The sequence below is a fragment of the Pseudomonas sp. CFBP 8770 genome (genome assembly GCF_014841705.1).
Classification (GTDB): Bacteria; Pseudomonadota; Gammaproteobacteria; order Pseudomonadales; family Pseudomonadaceae; genus Aquipseudomonas.
The window spans coordinates 90,579-110,925 of record NZ_JACYUL010000001.1 but is presented as its reverse complement, the minus strand read 5'-3'; the positions used below and the strand labels follow the sequence as shown (position 1 = coordinate 110,925).

The following is a 20,347-nucleotide window of genomic DNA, read 5'->3' as shown; positions in this document are numbered from 1 at the left end:
CCGTACCCCTTAAATCACTGGCTGCTCGGGACCTGATGAAACCGGACCGAGCGGCGATCGCACTCATGTGCCGTCGCCGCCGGTCTGCACGTTTTTCAGGAGAGACCCGATGACTTCGTTGTCCGTTCTGCACGATTCCACGCCCACGCTGCGCCAGCGTGTCACGCCGCAGGAATGGGAGGTGCGCGTCAAGCTTGCGGCTGCCTATCGCATCGCCGCGCAGTTGCGCTGGACCGATCATATCTACACGCATTTCTCGGCCCGCGTGCCGGGCGATCAGGAACACTTCCTGATCAACGCCTTCGGCCTGCTATTCGATGAAATCACCGCGTCCAATCTGGTCAAGGTGGATATCGACGGTGAGCTGATCGACGATCCGCTGGGTCTGGGCATCAACCACGCAGGCTACGTGATCCACAGCGCCATCCACCGCGCACGTCCCGACCTCAAAGCGGTGCTGCACACCCATACCCGCGATGGTGCGGCAGTGTCGGCCCAGCGCAACGGCTTGCTGCCGCTGTCCCAGCACGCGCTGCTCTACTACAGCCGCGTGGCCTACCACGGTTATGAAGGCATCGCGCTGGATCTGGACGAACAGACGCGCCTGGTCCGCAACCTGGGCAACAGCAACATCCTCATCCTGCGCAACCACGGCCTGTTGACCGGAGGCGTCAGTGTCGAGCACGCCTTCCGCGAACTGCATGGGCTGGAGCGCGCCTGCAACATCCAGATCGCCGCCCAGGCCGGCGGCAATGCCGAGCTGCTGCTGGCACCGCAGGCGGCCATCGACAAGGTGCACCAGCAGTCCGCCAGTGCAGCCAGCGGCGACAACCCCAAGATCCAACTGCACTGGGACGCCTTGATCCGTCAACTGGACCGCGAGGGCCAAGACTATGCCACCTGAAATCGCCTCCGGGCCGATCGCCAGAGCGCCCATCCACATGCTCGAAGTCACCCCCAGCGCACCCCGCCGCGGCGTACGCGTGCCAGGCTTCGTGCTCAGGCTGCTGAGCCCGCTGGCGATCCTGGTGCTGTGGGAACTGGCTTCCCGGACCGGGCTGATTCCACCGCGCATCATCGCCGCGCCGTCGAGCATTGCCGTGACCTTCTGGGCCCTGACGGTCAGCGGCGAACTGCCCATGCACCTGCTGATCTCCCTGCAGCGGGCGGTGTCGGGACTGGCCATCGGGGTGGTGATCGGCACCGTCGCCGCTTTGTTCACCGGGTTGTCGCGACGTGGCGAAGTGCTGCTCGATTCGCCCATGCAGATGCTGCGCACCGTACCGTCGCTGGCGCTGGTGCCACTGTTCATTCTGTGGTTCGGCATCGGCGAATTCACCAAGGTCGCGCTGATCGTCATGGGCACCACCTTTCCTGTGTACCTGAACCTGTTCGCCGGCATCCGCAGCATCGACCCCAAGCTGATCGAAGCCGGCAACACCCTGGGGCTGAACCGTCGCGAACTGGTGTGGCACGTGATATTGCCCGGCGCGCTGCCGTCGTTCTTCGTCGGCCTGCGTTATTCGCTGGCGATTTCCTGGCTGGCGCTGGTGTTCGTCGAGCAGATCAACGCCACCTCCGGCATCGGCTTCCTGGCCAGCGACGCACGCGACTTCATGCGCACCGACATCATCGTCATCTGCCTGCTGGTGTACAGCCTGCTGGGGCTGGTGATCGACGGCATCATCCGCGCCCTGGAGCACTATGCCCTGGCCTGGCGCCCCTCCTTCGTGAAGAGCTGATCCCATGACCGCACACACCCTGACCCGCCCATTGCACCCTCAACCCGCCGTCAGCCTGCAGAACGTGGTGCGCCAGTTCGGCGCCAATCGTGTGATCGACGGCCTGGACCTGGACATCGCGCCCGGCGAGTTCGTTGCCCTGCTGGGCGCCAGCGGCTCGGGCAAGACCACCCTGCTGCGCTCGCTGGCCGGGCTTGACCCGATCGAGGGCGGCCGCCTGCTGGTGCCCGCGGCACGCTCGGCGGTGTTCCAGGAACCGCGGCTGATGCCGTGGAAGCGCGTGTGGAAGAACGTGACCCTCGGCGTGCGCGACCCCCAGGCCCGCGAGCGTGCGGTCAAGGCGTTGACCGAGGTGGGTTTGGCGCATCGGCTCGATGCCTTTCCCGCCACCTTGTCCGGCGGTGAAGCCCAGCGCGTGGCATTGGCCCGCAGCCTGGTGCGCGAGCCTCGCCTGCTGTTGCTCGACGAACCCTTCGCGGCCCTCGATGCCCTTACCCGCATTCGCATGCATCAGCTGATCATCGACCTGTGGCGTGCCCACGGGCCTGCGGTGCTGCTGGTCACCCACGATGTCGAGGAAGCGATCCTGCTGGCCGATCGCATCATCGTGCTCAAGCAGGGGCGGATTGCCGAAGCGCTGCCGATCGGCCTGGATCGCCCTCGGGAGAAAGGCACCCCGGCCTTCAACGCCATTCGCCGACGCCTGCTGGGACTGCTGGGCGTGGAAGCCGGCCCGCCTCAGGTGGCCGATGGATCCTTGCCGCTGACGAGCAGACCGCGAGCACTCGCGACCTGATCCGAGGTGGGGCCATTCGCGGGCAGAGCCTCGCTCCCACAGAGAACTCGCCGCCCGCCCCGTTCCCACAGGCACCACCCACCTCTGTGGGAGCGGGGCTCTGCCCGCGAAGGCCCCCACCCCAAACCCAAGCCGATCACAGCACTAAAAGGACAATCACCCATGCCCCACCCAACCCACCTATCGGCTTCGAACCCACCCCAACGCCCCCGCCTGCTGGCGCTCGGCATACTGCTCGCAACACTTGCGGGCTGCTCGCCCTCGGCCCCCGAGCAGGCCGACAAGACTTTGAAGATCGCCTTCTTCGGCGACAACACCACCTTGGTCAGCGTCGACCCGTTCCAGGTTTATTGGCTGGAACACCGCGTGCTGCTGCGCAACGTCGCCGAATCCCTGACCGACCAGGACCCGGACAGTGGCAAGATCATTCCCTGGTTGGCCAAGAGCTGGGACATCAGCGACGACGCCCTGAGCTACACCTTCCAGCTGCGTGACGACGTCACCTTCAGCAATGGCGAGCGCTTCGACGCCCACGCCGTGAAGGCCGCCTTCGACAGCGACAAGGCATTCGCCAAGGAGCTGCCGGCAACCTTCGGTGCGACCTACCTGGCGGGCTACGACCATGCCGAAGTGCTCGACGACTTCACCGTCAAACTGGTGCTGTCGCGACCCAACGCTGGTTTCTTGCAGGCCACCTCCACCACCAACCTGGCGATTCTCGCGCCGGCCTCCTACCAGTTGACGGCCAAGCAGCGCTCGCTCGGCCAGATCATCGGCACCGGGCCGTTCGTGCTCGATCACTACACGCCGGAGAGCGGCGCCCGACTGACCCGTCGACCGGGCTACCACTGGGCGTCGGCGAACATGAAGAACAAGGCCGACGCCCATCTGGATGCCGTCGAAATCAGCTACATCGCCGAGGAAAGCGTACGCAACGGATTGTTCCTGCAGGGCAAGGTCGATGTGCTGTGGCCGCGCAACCCGTTCGCGGAAGTCGACCTCCAGCTGTACCAGAGCAAGGGCGCTACCATTCAGAGCCGCGCCTTGCCCGGCCCGGCGCTGAACCTCTACCCCAACACCCGCAACGGCCGTGTCCTGGCCGACAGGAAAGTGCGCCAGGCACTGCTCAAGGCCATCGACCGCAAGAGCTACGCCAGCACCGTGTACAACGCCGATTTCCCCGTGGTCAACGGTGTGTACGACAGCACCACTCCGTACTTCAAGGCCCAGGGCGCCAAGCTTGGCTACGACGCTATCGGCGCCGCACGCCTGCTGGACGAGGCAGGCTGGGCACCGGCTGCCGATGGCTATCGACACAAGGACGGCAAGCGCCTGAGCCTGGCCTACAACATCAACGGCAGTGAAACGGCCGGCGATGTGCTGGTGCAGGATCAACTGCGCAAGGTCGGTATCGACCTGAAACTCAACGTCGTGACCCGCGCCGAATGGACCGCCGCCAATGCCCAGGGCAACTACGACCTGACGTCCACCTACATGACCCGCGCCGATCCGATCATTCTGCAGACCATTCTCGATCCGCGCAGCGCCAACAGCTCGACCCTGGCCACCAATACCTACGAACCGGCGACCCTGAACCGGGCCACCACGCTGTTCGACGCTGGCATCACTGCCACTCAAGCCGAGCAACGCGCCAAGGCGTACGGCGACCTGCAGGACCTGCTGGTAGACGAGGCCTCGGCCATCCCGATCTACGAGCGTGTCTGGCAGGCGGCCACGGCGGCTCGGGTGAAGAACTTCCACTGGACTGCAGAGGGCTTCGCCTTCCTCGGTGACATCGAGGTCGGCACGCCATGAACCGTTACCTGCTGGGGCGTGTCGGCCAGGCGCTGCTGGTGCTGTGGGGCGCCTATACCATCACCTACTTCATCCTCTACCTGCTGCCCGGCGACACGCTGTCGATCATGCTCAGTGCCTCGGGCCTGGAAGTCGATGCGCTGTCACCGGCGGACCTGGCCAAGGCCCGCGCCTACTACGGGCTGGATCGCGGGCTGTTCGAGCAGTACGTTCATCTGCTCTGGCAGGCCCTGCACGGTGATTTCGGCCAGTCGCTGTCGCTCAACCGCCCGGTGACTGCGCTGCTGGCCGAGCGCCTGCCACAGACCCTGACCCTGGCGGGCACCGCCATCATGCTGTCGTTGATCGGCGGCATCGGCCTGGCCTACCTGACCGCCTACGTGCGCTGGCAACCCCTGCAATCGGCCATGGCGCGCCTGCCGTCGCTGGGGTTCTCGGTGCCGGTGTTCTGGCTGGGCCTGCTGCTGATCCAGGTGTTCGCCTTCGGCCTTGGCTGGTTCCCCGCCACCGGCAGTCAGGGCCTGGACAGCCTGGTGCTGCCGGCCATCACCCTGGCGATCCCAAGCGCCGCGGTGTATGCCCAGGTGCTGCAACGCGGATTTCAGCACGTGTGGCGCGAGCCCTACATCACCACGGCCTACGCCAAGGGGCTGAGCCGCGCCCAGGTGCAGTACCGCCACGGCCTGAAGAACGCGGCACTGCCGATTCTCACGCTGTTCGGCCTGCAGGTCGGCAACACCGTGTCGGGTGCGGTGCTGGTGGAGACCATCTTCAGCCGCAACGGTGTCGGGCGCCTGGCGCAGGAAGCCGTACTGCGCCAGGACATTCCAGTGGTGCTGGCAATCGTCGCTATCTCGGCGGCCGCTTTCGTGGTGGTGAACCTGCTGGTAGACCTGCTCTACCCGATGCTCGACCCCCGTATCACCCACGCGCCCCGTGCGCCCAGTGCGGCCTAGGCCTGCAAAGGATTCCGCTCATGCCTTCATCCAACGCCGTGCGCAACCTCGACCGTCGGTTCGGCTCGCCGTCGCTACAACGCATACCGGCTACCACGCCAACCGCGCCATCCGCGCCATTGCCAGCCGCGACCGCGACGCCATGGCGACGGCGCAATCGCTGGTCACGCCTGCTCAGCGCTTCACGCCCCCTGTTGCGCCGTCCCGGCTTCATGCTGGCCGCACTGGTAGTCGCGTTCGCCTTGCTGGCTGCGCTGGCACCGGGCGTGCTGAGCGGGTTCGACCCCAATGCCACGGCGCCGCTGGTTAAGCTCACCGCGCCCAACGCCACCCATTGGTTCGGCACCGACGAGCTGGGCCGCGACCTGTATACCCGCGTGATCCACGGCGCCAGTCTGTCGATTCAGGCAGCACTGCTGGCGGTTGGCCTGGCCTTGCTTGGTGGCTTGAGCCTGGGCGTGCTGTCGGGGTTCGCCGGGGGCCGCGTGGATGCGCTGATCATGCGCATCATCGACGTGCTGCTGGCCCTGCCCGGCTTGCTGCTGGCCCTGGCCATCGTCACCGCCATCGGCTTCGGCACCTTGCCGGTAGCCCTCGCCGTGGGTGTGGGGATCATTCCCGGTTTTGCCCGCACCACCCGCGCCGAGGTGCTGCGCGTGAAGACCTTGCCCTACGTGGAAGCCGCCCGTTTGGGCGGCGCGAGCTGGTTGCAGACGTTGCGGCGGCACATCCTGCCCAACGCCTGGGGGCCGGTCGCCGTGCTCGCCACCCTGGACTTCGGCGCCGCCATCCTGGCCACCGCAGGCCTCAGTTTCCTGGGTTTCGGCGCCGCGCCACCGGCGCCGGAATGGGGCACGTTGATCGCCACCGGCCGGCATTTTCTGATCACAGCGCCGTGGGTGGCGTTGTTGCCCGGCGCCTTTGTCGTTGCCGTGGTGTTCAGCCTCAATCACTTGGCCCGCACCCTTGAAGAGATCAAGCGATGAACGCGCTCATTGAAGTCCACAACCTGGGCATCGCCTACCGCCAGGGTGCGCAACAGACCCAGGCGGTGACGGATGTATCGTTCAGCCTGGCCCAGGGCGAGACCCTGGCCATCGTTGGAGAATCAGGCTCGGGCAAAACCACTGTGGCCAACGCTATCCTCGGCTTGCTGCCCGACAGCGCCGTGCTGACCGCCGGTCGGCTGCTTGTGGCCGGTCAGGACCTGAGCCAGGCCAGTGAGCGTGCCAAGCGCCAACTGCGCGGCCGCACCATCGGTCTGGTACCGCAAGACCCGATGGTCAGCCTCAACCCCACCCAACGCATCGGCGGGCAGATCGCCGAGGCACTGGTGCTGGCCAGAGGTGGGCGCTACCGGGGGGTGGACAACGATGTCGGCGAGCTGCTCGCCCAGGTCGGCCTGGACAACCCGACGCTGCGCGCCCGGCAGTACCCTCACGAGCTTTCCGGCGGCATGCGTCAACGCGTGCTGATCGCCATTGCACTGGCTGGCAACCCGCGACTGATCATCGCCGATGAGCCGACCAGTGCGCTGGATGTGACCGTGCAGCAGCGGATTCTCGATCATCTCGAGGGGCTGGTGCGCGAGCGTGGCATCTCGTTGCTGATCATTACCCATGATCTGGGTGTTGCCGCCGACCGCGCCGACCGGGTGCTGGTGATGAAGTCCGGGACGCTGGTCGAGCACGGCACGCCGCAGCAGGTGCTGGCCAGCCCGACGCAGCCTTATACCCGCGCCTTGATCGCCGCCGCGCCGGCCTTCGCCGAGCCCCGCGCACCGCGTACTGCGGCTGCGCCAGGGCAACCGCCGCTGCTGGCGTTGACTGCGGTGAACAAGCATTACCGGCTGCCACGCGTCCGTGGCCAGGCCGACAGCTTCCAGGCGCTGGCCGATGTCAGCTTCAAGGTCTGCGCCGGGCAGACCCTGGGCATCGTCGGCGAATCAGGCTCGGGCAAGAGTACGGCTTTGCGCATTGCCTTGGGGCTGGAGAAGGCCGACAGCGGCCGCATCGAGTTTGCCGAGCAGGACGTGACCGATTTCGGCTGGCGACAATTCCGACCGTTGCGTCGGCGTATGCAACTGGTGCAGCAGAACCCGTTCGCAGCGCTGGACCCGCGCCTGTCGATCTTCGACAGCATCGTCGAACCCCTGGTCTCGTTCGGCCTGGCCCGAGGGGCGGAGCTCGATCGGGCTGCGCGTGAATTGATCGAACGAGTGCATCTGCCGGCCCACTTCCTCGACCGCTTGCCCAGGGAGCTGTCCGGCGGCCAGCGCCAGCGGGTGGCCATCGCCCGGGCCCTGGCGCTGCAGCCTGATCTTCTGCTGCTGGACGAGCCGGTGTCGGCGCTGGACGTCTCGGTGCAGCGGCAGATCCTCGATCTGCTCGACGAGCTGCAACGCGAGCTGGACATCGCCTACGTCATCGTCTCCCATGACCTGGCAGTGATCGCCAACGTCGCCGATGACGTGCTGGTGATGCGCCAGGGCCGCATCGTCGACCAAGGCGCCACTGCGCAGGTGTTCAACCATCCGGGGAATGTCTACACCCAGGCGCTGCTCGACGCCGTCCCCGGCAAGCGCCAGCGTGCCCTGGCCTGAGCCACGCCATCCCGCTCCACGTAGGAGCGGTCATCGGCCGCGAAGAAACCACTGCGGTAGGCCTGAACCACCACAGCGCCCCTTCGCGGCCACGGACCGCTCCCACAAGACAGGTCTAGGAAAAATATGCTCGCTACGCATATTGCCCGGACCTAAGAATTCATAAAAAGAATAATTAACATAGAACTAAATGTCATTTCACAGCGCCTCGTTAGAGCTTTAGCTTGAATGCAGACCGACCCCTCGCCTGGTGGAGGTAACTCAATCCCTCTTCAGGAGTCGCTGTCCATGACCCGTTCCCGTGTCCTTTCTTTCGTCCTGGCCGTGGGGCTGCTGGCCACCGGGCCCATGGCCTGGGCCGACAAGCTCGAGCCACTGCGCGTTGCCAATCAGAAATCCACCCTGAAGCTTCTGCTCACCGCCGCCGGTGAGCTCAAGAACGTTCCCTACCCCATCGAGTTCTCGGAATTCGCCGCCGCCGCGCCTCTGGGCGAAGCGCTGAACGCCGGCGCGGTGGACGTGGGCTATCTGGGCGACGCGCCCTACGTCTTCGCGCTGGGTTCCGGTGCGCCGCTCAAGGCCGTCAGCATCACCCATTTCGAAGGCCGCTACACCACGTCCATCCTGGTGCCCAAGGACTCGCCGCTGCAGTCGGTCGCCGACCTCAAGGGCAAGCGCGTCGTCACCAACCGTGGCTCCATCGGCCACTTCCTGGTGATCAAGGCCTTGCGCGACGCAGGTTTGAAGACCACCGACATCACTTTCGTCAACCTGCTGCCCAGCGACGCCCAAGGCGCGCTGCAGTCCGGCGACGCCGACGCCTGGTCGACCTGGGACCCCTACACCACCATTGCGCTGAACCAAGGCAACGCCCGCATCCTGCGCAAAGGCACCGACCTGCTGACCAACAACACCTACCTGGTCGCCACCGAGCAAGCCACTGAAACCAAGCGCGCGCAGGTCGAGGACTTCGTCGTGCGCCTGGAACGTGCCTACCAATGGGCCAACATCCACCACAACGAGTTCGCCGCAGCCCAGGCCCAGGTCACCCGCCTGCCCTTGGCGGTGCACCTGGCCTCGGTCAACGAGACCCGCTACACCCGCGCCGAGATCACCGACGCGGTGATCGCCGACCTTCAGCAAACCGCCGACATCTATCTGGAGGAAGGCGTGCTGGCCCAGCCGGTCAAGGTTGCCCAAGGTTTCGACAAGCATTTCAACGCCTACCGCGCACCCACCCAGACCCCACTGGCCAGCGCGCCATAACAGGAGATTCCCATGAGCACACGACAACTGAAACTGGGCGCCATGATCCACGGTGTGGGGCACGGCTGGGGCGAGTGGCGCCATCCGCAGGCACTGGCCGACGCCAGCACCAACCTGCGCTACTACCAACAGCAGGCCCGCCTGGCCGAAGACGCCCGCTTCGACTTCGCCTTCATCGCCGACAGCTTGCACATTCACGAACGCTCGAGCCCGCATTACCTCAATCGCTTCGAACCGCTCACCCTGCTCTCGGCGCTGGCCGCCACTACCGAGCACATTGGCCTGGTGGCTACCATCACGGTCAGCTACACCGAGCCCTACCAGGTGGCGCGGCAATTGGCTTCGCTCGACCACATCAGTGGCGGCCGCGCCGGCTGGAACGTGGTCACCTCCTGGCTGTCCGGCACCGCCGACAATTTCAGCAAGGCCGAGCATCCGCCCCATGCCGTGCGCTACCAGATCGCCAGAGAGCACGTGGATGTGGTCAAGGGGCTGTGGGACTCGTGGGAAGACGATGCCTTCACCCGCAACAAGGCCACCGGCGAGTTTTTCGACCGCAGCAAGCTGCACGCGCTGAACCATCAGGGCGAGTTCTTCCAGGTCAAGGGACCGCTGAACATCGCCCGCTCGCGCCAGGGTCAACCGGTGATTTTCCAGGCCGGCGTTTCCGAGGACGGCCGCAACTTCGCCGCGCAGAACGCCGATGCGATCTTCTGCCGGCACGAGTCGTTCACCGAATCGCATGCGTATTACCAGGACCTCAAGCAACGTGCGGCGAAGGCCGGCCGCAACCCGGACAAACTGTTCATCCTGCCCGGCATCAGCCCGATCGTGGGCCGTGACCGTGATGAGGTCGAGCGCCGCTATGAGGAAGCTGCAGACCTGGTGGGCATCGAAGACGCCATCGTCGCCCTCGGCCGCCCATTCAACGACTACAACTTCAACGGGCATGACCTGGACGCGGCCTTCCCCGATCTGGGCGACCTGGGCGCCAACAGCCACAAGGGTACGTCCGAGCGTATCAAGCACGTGGCCCGTGAAGAGAACCTGACCTTGCGCCAAGTGGCGCTGCGCTTCGCCAAGCCAGATCGGGATTTCGTCGGCCTGCCCGAAGAAGTCGCCCACGCCGTGCAAGCCTGGTTCGAAGGCAACGCCGCCGATGGCTTCATCATCAACTCGCTGTTGCCCGACGGCCTCGAATACTTCACCCGCTACGTGGTGCCGATCCTTCAGCAACGCGGCCTGTTGCGCACCGAGTACCCCGGCCTGACCCTGCGCGACAACCTCGGCCTGGAGGTGCCGGCCAATCGCAACTCAACACCGCGCCGCAACGAAGAAGTGGCCTGAATACCCTTTTCCCACCCGCCGTGGCCGTGGGCTCCGGCACTCGATTGCAAAGGACATCTGCCATGTTTGCCGAAAAAATACCGCGCCCTGCCACGGCGATCCGCGCCACTGCGCTGGAGCCGACCATCGGCGCGCAGATCGAGGGCGTGGATCTGCGGCGCCCACTCGACGCGCACGCCCGTGATCAAATACGTGCCTTGCTGCTCAAGCACAAAGTGTTGTTCTTCCGTGACCAGCACATCGATACCGCCCAGCAACTGGCGTTCGCCCGTCAGTTCGGCGAGCTGTACCAGCATCCGACCACCCAGAAGCAGGACCACGAGCGTCCCAACGCCCACCTGATTCTCGGAAGTGAAGCCCGTGACCGTTATGGCGATGCGCGCAAGGGCCGCTGGCATACCGATACCAGCTGGATGCTCAAGCCGACCTTCGGCGCCGTGCTACGCGCGGTGTCACTGCCCGAGTGCGGTGGCGATACGCTCTGGGCCGACACCGGCCTGGTGTACCGCAGCCTGCCGGCGGCCCTGCGCGAGCGGATCGACAATGCCTTCGTCACCCACAACTTCAAACCCGCGCTGGACAAGGTCGGCTACAACTACCCGATCCTCGCGCACCCACTGGTGCGTACGCATCCGGAGACGGGCGAAGATGCGTTGTTCATCAACTTTTCTATGTCACCGCAGATTCTTGGGCTGTCACTGGAGGAAAGCCGCGAGATCGTCGGCCTGCTGCTCAAGGAAGTGAGCAACCCCGAGTACCAGGTGCGTTTCAAGTGGCAACCGGGGGACGTGGCGTTCTGGGACAACCGTGGGGCATTGCATTACCCGGTGTACAACTACGGTGATTTCCCGCGGGCAATGGAACGGGTATTGATTGCCGACGATGACATTCCCCATCGGCGCCGGGCTGATCCGGATAAATCGCGCTGAACCCTTCGCGGCCGATGACCGCTCCTACGCTCGGCGCGCTACTGCGCAGGAGCGGTCACCGGCCGCGAAAGGCACGTCACGGTGCATGACTCATAAACCACACACGAACAAAAACGCCGCTCATCTCTGAGCGGCGTTTTCATTGAATTTGGAGCGGGAAACGAGACTCGAACTCGCGACCCCGACCTTGGCAAGGTCGTGCTCTACCAACTGAGCTATTCCCGCAATGGCGTCCCCTAGGGGACTCGAACCCCTGTTACCGCCGTGAAAGGGCGGTGTCCTAGGCCACTAGACGAAGGGGACACGCTGACCTAAACACATGGTGTGTATTCCGGCGCCCAGACCCATGTCCGAAGACTGGATGCTGGTTTCACTCAGTGCCGCCCGAAGGCCACACTGCTTAAACTGGAGCGGGAAACGAGACTCGAACTCGCGACCCCGACCTTGGCAAGGTCGTGCTCTACCAACTGAGCTATTCCCGCAATGGCGTCCCCTAGGGGACTCGAACCCCTGTTACCGCCGTGAAAGGGCGGTGTCCTAGGCCACTAGACGAAGGGGACACGCTACAACTTCACTCCCTGCCGCGCTTCGCTGTGTGCTTTACGCTGCAAGTGGCGCGCATTCTATGGATGCTTTCGAGGGTCGTCAACCCCCTGTTATAAATTTATTTAAATCAATGACTTCACCGTGCTTTGCGGGTCATCCGGCCATGCTCGATGAAGCAGCGAGACAAGTCGACATGAATAAGCTTTTGACACTAGTAATAGCACAACGCCATAGTTGTGACAGGCAACGCTGGTACCTCTATAAAAGCGTTGCAGCGTGTTGTGCTATCGGTGTCGGCAGACCGGCCCTACACTTCAACCTCACTCAACCTCGAGAGCTCCCCGGTGACTCCACTCATGATCACCCTGTTCATCGTAACGGGGATCGCCATCCTTATTGTCATCGGCCTGCTCAACAACATGGTCGAGAGCAACAAGCTGGACAAGGCGCGCGACAAGCTCGAGCTCACCGACCGCCTGCGCCGCTGCGGCCGCATCGGCGAGACGTTCCCCGGTCAGCTGATGACCCCTGCCCTCAAGCAATTGCTTACCCGGCTCGAGCTGAACATCAGCCAGCGCCTGTTGCTGCTCGACAGGCAGAACGCGCCGCTAAAGACGCGCCTCGAAGAGTTGCAAGCTGAAATCGCCAAGGGCGATGACATTGCAATCGGCAATCCGCCTTTCCCGATCTTGACCGAAGACCAGGCCAAGGAAGTGCGCTTTCTGCTCGAAGCCCTGCATGCGCAGGTCACCCGGGCCGCCCAAGAGGGCTTTCTCAACGCGGCCGAGACCAAGCACTGGGCGCGCGAGATCCGTAGCATTCTGGTCCTGCTGCACATCGAATTCTTCAACAACCTGGGCCAGCAACTGCTGGGAGAGGGCCAGCCGGGCCGCGCGCGACTGGCATTCGAGCGGGGTGTGCAATACCTCAAGGGGCAGCCCGATGCTGCGCTCTACCAGGAGCAGCTGGAGTACTTGCAGAAGATGCTCAAGCGCACCAATGCCATGGTGCTCAGCCAGATGGAGCCGACCGGGAACGAAGTCAACGAACTCACCGACGGTTTGAAAGCCGACGAGAAGGAAGACCCGTTCCAGAAGAAGACCAACTACGATTGAACACGCTGGCGCTTCAGTAGCGGCTGCAGTCGGTCGCTTCGAGGAAGATCGCCGCCAGTTGCTCCAGGCCTTGCTGGTCGGCCTCGCTGAAGCGTGCCGTGCGCGGACTGTCCAGATCCAGTACGCCGATCAGCACGCCGTCCTTGACCAGCGGAATCACCAGCTCGCTGTTCGATGCGCTGTCGCAGGCGATGTGCCCGGGGAACGCATGCACGTCATCGACCCGCTGGGTCTGCCGGGTCGCCGCTGCGGCCCCACACACGCCACGGCCAAACGCAATGCGCACGCACGCCACCTGCCCCTGGAAGGGCCCCAGGACCAGCTCCTCGTTGCGGTTGAGGTAGAAGCCCGCCCAGTTCAGGTCGTCGACCTGGTTGAATAGAAATGCCGAGAGTTGCGCCGCATTGGCGACGAAATCACGCTCGTCCGCCAACAGCGATTGCAATTGAGCGCACAGCATGCGGTAGCCTTCCAGCCCCGCGCCTGCGGCGTGCAAATCGATCATGCTTGTTGCTCCAGCAGTTTGAGGCCTACCCAGTAACGGGCGAATTGATAGGCGCAGCGGCCGTTGCGGTTACCCCGCCCGGTCGCCCAGCGCACGGCAAGGATATCCAGTTGCTCGTCACGCGACCATTGCAGGCCGCTGTCGCGAGCGAGTTCGCCGATCCAGTGCTCCACCACACGCAGGAAGTGCTCCTGGGTGAACGGATAGAACGACAGCCACAGGCCAAACCGGTCGGACAGGGCGATCTTGTCTTCGACCGCTTCGCTGGGGTGCAACTCGCCGTCGACCCGGGACCAGTTCTCGTTGTCGCTCTGATGCTCGGGAACCAGATGACGGCGGTTGGACGTGGCGTAGAGCAGGACGTTGTCAGGGGCCTGCTCGAGGGAACCGTCGAGCACGCTCTTGAGCACCCGGTAGTCGCCCTCGCCCGCTTCGAACGATAGGTCGTCGCAAAACAGCACGAAACGCTGCGGCAGTTTCTGCAACTGCTCGACCACCCGCGGCAGGTCGGCCAGGTGGTCGCGCTCGATCTCGATCAGGCGCAGCCCCGCAGCCGCGTGTTCGGCAAGCAGCGCGCGCACCAGCGATGATTTGCCGGTGCCACGCGACCCCCACAACAGCGCGTGGTTGGCCGGATGGCCGTCGAGGAACTGCTGGGTATTGCGCGCCAGCTGCTGGCGCTGCTGGTCGACACCGATGAGGTCGCTCAGGCGCATGTCCAGGCTGACCTCCAGCGGCAAAAGGTAGCCGCTGCGACCTTCACGCTGCCAGCGTGCCGCCAGGCACTGATTCCAGTCGATTTCGCTGCGAAGCGCGGGCAGCAACGGCTCGAGCCGCGCCAGCACGGATTCGGCGCGCTCAAGAAAGGCATTCAAACGAGAGTCCACGACTTTTCCTCAAGGCAAGTTGCGTGTAAAAGGTTCGGCAAGGCGGACATGCCGTCGCACGCTGCGGCGCACACACATGGTCCATGCTTTGGCCCTGCGCACGGAATGGAAATTGGCCCAGTACCCATGGATATAAAATTCACCCAGCGGCTGTCCTATAAACAAGCACGCCTGACGGTACTGGTCGGCTTCATTCTGGGGGCTTTGCTCAGTGTTATCCAGATCGGCATCGATTATTCCAATGTCAACGAAGCCATTGATCGGCAGATGCGCTCGCTGCTCGAGATCAGTCACAACCCGGCCTCGCGCATCGCCTACAACATCGATGCCGAACTCGCCAAGGAACTCACTCTGGGCCTGTTGCAGTCGGAGTCGATCACCGGTGCGCGGCTGACGGACAACAACGGCAACGTGCTGGCCAGCGTGCAGCGACCGCGCCTGGAAAGCAGCTACCGCTTCCTCAGTGACATACTCTTCGACGCCCAGCGTCAGTACGAAGACCCCCTGTTTCTGTCGCACATGCCCAACGATCGCCTCGGCACCCTGCAACTGAGCGTCGACACCTTCGCCATCGGCAACCGCTTCCTGCGCCGCGCCGAAATCACCCTGGCCAGCGGCTTCCTGCGCACGGCGCTGCTCACCGGCATGCTGCTGGGCTTTTTCTACCTGATGCTGACCAAGCCCCTCAACCGGGTCATCCGTGCCTTGAGCAGCAGCGATCCGCATCAGCCCAAGCCGGCGCGGCTTGACTACCCGCCCGGCCACGAGCACGACGAGATCGGCGTGCTGGTGAAGGTCGCCAACCAGCAGTTCATCAGTATGGCCACGGAGATCCAGCAGCGGCGCAGCGCCGAGAACCGCTTGACCGAGTACCTGGGTGAGCTGGAAAACATCGTGTCGGCGCGGACCACCGAGCTCAAGGCCAGCAATACGCGCCTGAGCATGTCCAACGAAGAATTGGAAAAGGCCCGCCGCACGGCGCTGGACATGGCCCAGGCGCGCGCTTCGTTCCTGGCCAACATGAGTCATGAGATTCGCACCCCGCTCAACGGCCTACTGGGCATGATTGCGCTGTCGCTGGACAGCCCGCTCAACGCCGAGCAGCGTCAGCAGCTGTCCATCGCGCACGATTCGGGCAAGGTGCTGGTCGAATTGCTCAACGATATCCTCGACCTGTCCAAGTTCGACGCCGGGCAGTTGGAGCTGGAGCGCATCCCCTTCGATCTGGGCGCACTGATCGAAGACACTGCCAACCTGCTGTCGCAGAACGCGGCGCCCAGCGTCGAGCTGACCTGCCTGATCGATCCGCACTTTCCCGCCCTGGTCCTGGGCGACCCGACCCGGGTGCGGCAGATCGTCAGCAACCTGTTGTCCAACGCATTGAAATTCACCCGCTTCGGCCGCGTCGACGTGCGCCTCTACACCCGTCCGGGTGGCGTGCGCATCGAAGTCAGTGACACTGGGATCGGTATCGCCCAGGAAGCGCAGGTCAAGATCTTCCAGCCCTTCACCCAGGCCGGTGCCGGCATCACCCGGCAGTTCGGCGGCACCGGCCTGGGCCTGGCGCTGACCAACAACCTTTGCGAGGCCATGCAGGGCCGCTTGAGCATCAGCTCGGAAGCCGGCTTCGGTAGCCAGTTCTACGCCGACCTGCCGCTCATGGCGCACAGTCCGGCCTACGTTCCGCCGTTGCTGCGTGGCCAGGTGTTGCTGGTCGGTCACGCCGGCAGCGGCCTGGCAGAACTGTTGCACGATCTGCTGCCGCTATGGGGCATTGATTACCAGCGCTACGACCTGGGCGCGGACCTTACCGGTATCACTCCAGACCTGGTCGTCACCGACAGCCTGGACTGCCTGTTCGGCCTGCGTCCCGGTATCCAGGCGCCGATTCTGCTGGTGACCGCCTACGGCAACTTCCTGCCCACCGAGCAGGCCAACGCGCTGATGCCGTTGCAGCAACAAGCCCGGCCGCTGGCACGCAATGCCCTGTATCAGGCGTTGCGGCGCAGCCTGGTGGGTGATGAACCCACTGCGCTCGACCACTTGGCCAACCGGCGCAGCGCGCAGCGTCGTGCACGCATCCTACTGGTGGAGGACAATCCGGTGAATCAGCTGGTGGCCAAAGGCATGCTGAGCAAGCTGGGGTGCGAGGTCACCGTGGCCGCGCACGGCGGCGAGGCACTCGGCGAGCTGGAAAAGCACGAGTTCGACCTGGTGCTGATGGACTGCAACATGCCGGTCATGGATGGCTACGAAGCCAGTCGGCAGATTCGTCGAAGCGGGCGCTGGCCGCAGCTGCCGATCGTGGCGCTGACAGCCAATGCCATGCCCGAAGAACGCGAGCGCTGCCGCGCGGCGGGCATGAGCGACTATCTGGCCAAGCCGTTCCGCCGAGAAGAACTGGTCATGCTGATCGACCAGTGGGTACCTGAATAGCAACCAGGCTCAGCGCAGCGCCATTTCGATCTCGTGAGCCAGCGCAGCGGGTTTGGTCAGCGGTGCGAAGCGCTTGACACTGCCGTCGGCCGCCACCAGAAACTTGGTGAAATTCCATTTCACCTTCTCCGAGCCGAACAGCCCCGGTGCGCGCTTCTTCAGCTGCACGAACAGCGGATGGGTCAGGTCGCCATTGACGTCGATCTTGCGAAACATCGGAAAGCTCACGCCGAAGTTCTTCTCGCAGAACTGCACGATGTCCAGGGTATCGCCGGGCTCCTGATTGCCGAACTGGTTGCAGGGGAACCCCAGCACCACCAGGCCCTGCTTGCGATACGTCTGCCACAGCTCCTCCAACCCCTTGTACTGTGGCGTAAAGCCACACTGGCTGGCCGTATTGACCACCAGCAGGACCTTGCCGGCGAAATCGCCGATGGTCTTGTGCTGGCCGTCCAGGGTGATGCACGGGATGGAAAGAAGGTCTTTGCTCATGGTCGCTTTCTTGTCAGAGGTCATGCCGGCTGGTCGGCCCGCGGCTGGAAGTCCAGGCACACCGAATTGATGCAGTAGCGCAGGCCGGTCGGGGCCGGGCCGTCGGGAAACACGTGACCCAGGTGCGAGTCGCAGGTGGCGCACTTGACCTCGGTACGGACCATGCCGTGGGTGGTATCGCGGATCTCGACCATCGCCTGCTCGCCGATCGGTGCGGAGAAACTCGGCCAGCCGCAGCCGGAATCGAATTTGCTGCGCGAGTCGAACAACGGCTCTTCGCAGCCGACGCAGGTGAAGATGCCGTCACCCTTGAAGTCGTTGTACTTGCCCGTGAAGGGCCGCTCGGTCGCGCTCAGGCGACAGACGTTGTACTGCTCGGGATCGAGCATTTTCTTCCATTCTTCTTCGCTTCGAGTGAGCTTGCCCATCGGTACACCTCGGCAGTTCAAAAAGCCCGATCTGTATCTTTTGCAACGATCAGGCGGCACGTATGATTGCGCCTTTGGACAGCAATCTGTCACCCGCGTTGCAGCGATTCGTTTTTTTCATCATCAGGGCCGGCGCGGGCCTTGCCATCTTTCGGGACCTCACCATGCAGTTCAGCAAATCGAACAAGCTCGCCAACGTCTGCTATGACATACGCGGGCCGGTGCTCAAGCACGCCAAGCGCCTGGAAGAGGAAGGCCACCGCATCCTCAAGCTGAACATCGGCAACCCGGCGCCGTTCGGTTTCGAGGCCCCCGTGGAAATCCTTCAGGATGTCATCCGCAACCTGCCCACCGCCCAGGGCTACAGTGACTCCAAGGGCCTGTTCAGTGCGCGCAAGGCGGTCATGCAGTACTACCAGCAGAAGCAGGTGGAAGGGGTCGGCATCGAGGACATCTACCTGGGCAACGGCGTCTCCGAGCTGATCGTCATGTCGCTGCAGGCCTTGCTCAACAACGGCGACGAAGTGCTGATCCCGGCCCCCGACTACCCACTCTGGACGGCGTCGGTCAGCCTCGCCGGTGGCCATGCCGTGCACTACCTGTGCGACGAGCAGGCCAACTGGTGGCCAGACCTGGACGACATCAAGGCCAAGATCACCCCCAACACCAAGGCCATGGTGATCATCAATCCGAACAACCCCACCGGCGCCGTGTATTCCAGGGAAGTGCTGCTGGGCATGCTGGAAATCGCTCGCCAGCACAATCTGGTGGTGTTCTCCGATGAGATCTACGACAAGATCCTCTACGACGATGCCGTACACATCTGTACGGCATCGCTGGCCCCGGACCTGTTGTGCCTGACCTTCAACGGCCTGTCCAAATCCTACCGCGTGGCCGGTTTCCGCTCCGGCTGGATCGCCATTTCAGGGCCCAAGCACAACGCCCAGAGCTACATCGAGGGCATCGACATCCTCGCCAACATGCGCCTGTGCGCCAACGTACCCAGCCAGCACGCGATCCAAACCGCACTGGGCGGCTACCAGAGCATCAACGACCTGGTCCTGCCCAACGGTCGCCTGCTGGAGCAGCGCAACCGCACCTGGGAGCTGCTCAACGACATTCCCGGCGTCAGTTGCGTCAAGCCCATGGGCGCGCTTTACGCCTTCCCGCGCATCGATCCCAAGGTCTGCCCGATCCTCAACGACGAGAAGTTCGTGCTCGACCTGCTGTTGTCGGAAAAGCTGCTGGTGGTCCAGGGCACTGCGTTCAACTGGCCCAACCCGGACCATTTCCGGGTGGTGACGCTGCCGCGCGTCGACGACCTCGAGCAGGCCATCGGTCGCATCGGTCGCTTCCTGAAGAATTATCGCCAGTAAAAACCGAACGTATTCAAGTGTCCGTGCGCATATACACAGTTTGAAATAGTCCCCCGGTTGAATCGACCGGGCTCGGGCCTTATATACCGCATACGCAACACTTCTATCCGTCAGGAGAACGTTACAACCATGATGCGCATCTTGCTGTTTCTGGCCACTAACCTTGCGGTTGTGCTGATTGCCAGCATTACCCTGAGCCTGTTTGGCTTCAATGGGTTCATGGCGGCCAACGGGGTGGATCTGAACCTCAATCAGCTGCTGATCTTCTGCGCCGTGTTCGGCTTCGCCGGCTCGCTGTTCTCGCTGTTCATCTCCAAGTGGATGGCGAAGATGAGCACCGGCACGCAGATCATCACCCAACCGCGCACCCGTCACGAACAATGGCTGCTGCAGACCGTCGAGGAGCTGTCGCGCGAGGCAGGCATCAAGATGCCCGAAGTCGGCATCTTCCCGGCCTACGAGGCCAACGCCTTCGCCACCGGCTGGAACAAGAACGACGCGCTGGTGGCCGTCAGCCAGGGCCTGCTCGAGCGTTTCTCGCCCGATGAGGTCAAGGCGGTGCTGGCCCACGAGATCGGCCACGTGGCCAACGGCGACATGGTCACCCTGGCGCTGGTGCAGGGCGTGGTGAACACCTTCGTAATGTTCTTCGCACGAATCATCGGCAACTTCGTCGACAAGGTGATCTTCAAGAACGAGCAAGGGCAGGGCATCGCCTACTACATCGCGACCATCGTTGCCGAACTGGTGCTGGGTATCCTGGCCAGCGTCATCGTCATGTGGTTCTCGCGCCGCCGCGAGTTCCGCGCCGACGAAGCCGGTGCCCGGCTGGCCGGCACCAACGCGATGATCGGTGCGCTGCAGCGCCTGCGCTCCGAGCAGGGCGTTCCCGTGCAGATGCCCGACTCGCTGAACGCCTTCGGCATCAACGGTGGCCTCAAGCATGGCCTGGCCGGCCTGCTCATGACCCACCCGCCACTGGAAGACCGTATCGAAGCGCTGCGCCGTCGCGGTTGAATGCAACCGGCTTGATCGGGGGCGACGCGAGTCGCCCTTTTTTGTGGGTTGCGGCAATGCACCTGCGGCCCCCTGCCGGTTGCAACTTCGCT

The 20,347-nt window shown here is 63.9% G+C and carries 17 protein-coding genes, 4 tRNA genes and 1 pseudogene; 14 read left to right on the top strand and 8 right to left on the bottom strand.

Annotated features, from left to right (window positions below; translation table 11 throughout):
• Window positions 1-109 precede the first annotated feature (109 nt).
• The 10 genes and pseudogenes from IFT98_RS00465 (at window position 110) to IFT98_RS00420 (ending at window position 11,453) form a co-directional block, all read left to right on the top strand.
• Window positions 110-904, top strand: a complete 795-nt coding sequence (locus tag IFT98_RS00465) for a class II aldolase/adducin family protein (RefSeq protein WP_192049845.1) — start codon at window positions 110-112, stop codon at window positions 902-904.
• A gap of 64 nt (window positions 905-968) precedes the next feature.
• Window positions 969-1,742, top strand: a pseudogene (locus tag IFT98_RS00460) (ABC transporter permease); the annotation flags it as partial.
• Window positions 1,743-1,746: 4 nt separating this feature from the next.
• Window positions 1,747-2,538: an ABC transporter ATP-binding protein gene (locus tag IFT98_RS00455; protein WP_192049849.1), complete on the top strand. Its 792-nt coding sequence runs from the start codon at window positions 1,747-1,749 to the stop codon at window positions 2,536-2,538.
• Between the two features lie 162 nt (window positions 2,539-2,700).
• The gene (locus tag IFT98_RS00450; RefSeq protein WP_192049851.1) at window positions 2,701-4,353 is read left to right on the top strand and encodes an ABC transporter substrate-binding protein; all 1,653 of its coding nucleotides are present in this window, start codon (window positions 2,701-2,703) and stop codon (window positions 4,351-4,353) included.
• Complete coding sequence (locus IFT98_RS00445; RefSeq protein WP_192049853.1) at window positions 4,350-5,309, top strand: ABC transporter permease; 960 nt, start codon at window positions 4,350-4,352, stop codon at window positions 5,307-5,309. Before IFT98_RS00450 ends, IFT98_RS00445 begins: the two co-directional genes overlap by 4 nt.
• Window positions 5,310-5,329: 20 nt before the next feature.
• Window positions 5,330-6,295: an ABC transporter permease gene (locus tag IFT98_RS00440; RefSeq protein ID WP_192049855.1), complete on the top strand. Its 966-nt coding sequence runs from the start codon at window positions 5,330-5,332 to the stop codon at window positions 6,293-6,295.
• A complete protein-coding gene (locus tag IFT98_RS00435; RefSeq protein WP_192049857.1) occupies window positions 6,292-7,911 on the top strand; it encodes a dipeptide ABC transporter ATP-binding protein in 1,620 nt (539 codons plus the stop codon). The genes IFT98_RS00440 and IFT98_RS00435 overlap by 4 nt, the downstream gene beginning before the upstream one ends.
• 288 nt (window positions 7,912-8,199) lie before the next feature.
• Window positions 8,200-9,177 carry an ABC transporter substrate-binding protein gene (locus tag IFT98_RS00430; protein ID WP_192049859.1) on the top strand — a complete coding sequence of 326 codons (978 nt, stop codon included), beginning with the start codon at window positions 8,200-8,202 and terminating at the stop codon, window positions 9,175-9,177.
• A gap of 12 nt (window positions 9,178-9,189) precedes the next feature.
• Window positions 9,190-10,524, top strand: coding sequence for an LLM class flavin-dependent oxidoreductase (locus IFT98_RS00425; protein ID WP_192049861.1), 1,335 nt, complete (start codon window positions 9,190-9,192; stop codon window positions 10,522-10,524).
• A gap of 62 nt (window positions 10,525-10,586) precedes the next feature.
• Window positions 10,587-11,453, top strand: a complete 867-nt coding sequence (locus IFT98_RS00420) for a TauD/TfdA dioxygenase family protein (RefSeq protein ID WP_192049863.1) — start codon at window positions 10,587-10,589, stop codon at window positions 11,451-11,453.
• Window positions 11,454-11,602: 149 nt separating this feature from the next.
• On the opposite strand, the gene IFT98_RS00415 is transcribed toward IFT98_RS00420, so the two are convergent.
• The 4 genes from IFT98_RS00415 to IFT98_RS00400 form a co-directional block, all read right to left on the bottom strand.
• Window positions 11,603-11,678, bottom strand: a tRNA-Gly gene (locus IFT98_RS00415).
• Window positions 11,679-11,680: 2 nt separating this feature from the next.
• Window positions 11,681-11,756 (bottom strand) — tRNA-Glu (locus tag IFT98_RS00410).
• 103 nt (window positions 11,757-11,859) lie between these two features.
• Window positions 11,860-11,935: transfer RNA gene (locus IFT98_RS00405), tRNA-Gly, on the bottom strand.
• 2 nt (window positions 11,936-11,937) lie between these two features.
• Window positions 11,938-12,013 (bottom strand) — tRNA-Glu (locus tag IFT98_RS00400).
• Window positions 12,014-12,343: 330 nt separating this feature from the next.
• On the opposite strand from IFT98_RS00400, the gene IFT98_RS00395 reads away from it, so the two are divergent.
• Window positions 12,344-13,114 carry a hypothetical protein gene (locus tag IFT98_RS00395; protein WP_192049865.1) on the top strand — a complete coding sequence of 257 codons (771 nt, stop codon included), beginning with the start codon at window positions 12,344-12,346 and terminating at the stop codon, window positions 13,112-13,114.
• 13 nt (window positions 13,115-13,127) lie between these two features.
• Here the strand turns inward: IFT98_RS00395 and IFT98_RS00390 are convergent, their stop codons facing one another.
• The gene (locus tag IFT98_RS00390; RefSeq protein WP_192049867.1) at window positions 13,128-13,619 is read right to left on the bottom strand and encodes a GAF domain-containing protein; all 492 of its coding nucleotides are present in this window, start codon (window positions 13,617-13,619) and stop codon (window positions 13,128-13,130) included.
• Window positions 13,616-14,506 carry a DUF815 domain-containing protein gene (locus IFT98_RS00385; RefSeq protein ID WP_122713283.1) on the bottom strand — a complete coding sequence of 297 codons (891 nt, stop codon included), beginning with the start codon at window positions 14,504-14,506 and terminating at the stop codon, window positions 13,616-13,618. Before IFT98_RS00385 ends, IFT98_RS00390 begins: the two co-directional genes overlap by 4 nt.
• A gap of 126 nt (window positions 14,507-14,632) precedes the next feature.
• Here IFT98_RS00385 and IFT98_RS00380 point away from each other — a divergent pair, with 126 nt between their 5' ends.
• Complete coding sequence (locus IFT98_RS00380; RefSeq protein ID WP_122713284.1) at window positions 14,633-16,942, top strand: response regulator; 2,310 nt, start codon at window positions 14,633-14,635, stop codon at window positions 16,940-16,942.
• 9 nt (window positions 16,943-16,951) lie between these two features.
• Here IFT98_RS00380 and IFT98_RS00375 read toward each other — a convergent pair whose 3' ends face one another.
• On the bottom strand, window positions 16,952-17,434 hold the full coding sequence (locus tag IFT98_RS00375; protein ID WP_122713285.1) for a glutathione peroxidase: 483 nt from the start codon (window positions 17,432-17,434) through the stop codon (window positions 16,952-16,954).
• Window positions 17,435-17,454: 20 nt separating this feature from the next.
• Entirely contained in the window at window positions 17,455-17,862 is a 408-nt protein-coding gene (gene msrB, locus IFT98_RS00370) for a peptide-methionine (R)-S-oxide reductase MsrB (RefSeq protein WP_122479301.1), read from the bottom strand.
• A 164-nt stretch (window positions 17,863-18,026) separates the two neighbouring features.
• On the opposite strand from msrB, the gene IFT98_RS00365 reads away from it, so the two are divergent.
• Together IFT98_RS00365 and htpX are read left to right on the top strand one after the other, a co-directional pair.
• The gene (locus IFT98_RS00365; RefSeq protein ID WP_122479716.1) at window positions 18,027-19,238 is read left to right on the top strand and encodes a pyridoxal phosphate-dependent aminotransferase; all 1,212 of its coding nucleotides are present in this window, start codon (window positions 18,027-18,029) and stop codon (window positions 19,236-19,238) included.
• Window positions 19,239-19,367: 129 nt separating this feature from the next.
• Window positions 19,368-20,255, top strand: a complete 888-nt coding sequence (htpX, locus tag IFT98_RS00360; RefSeq protein ID WP_043187206.1) for a protease HtpX — start codon at window positions 19,368-19,370, stop codon at window positions 20,253-20,255.
• Window positions 20,256-20,347 lie beyond the last annotated feature (92 nt).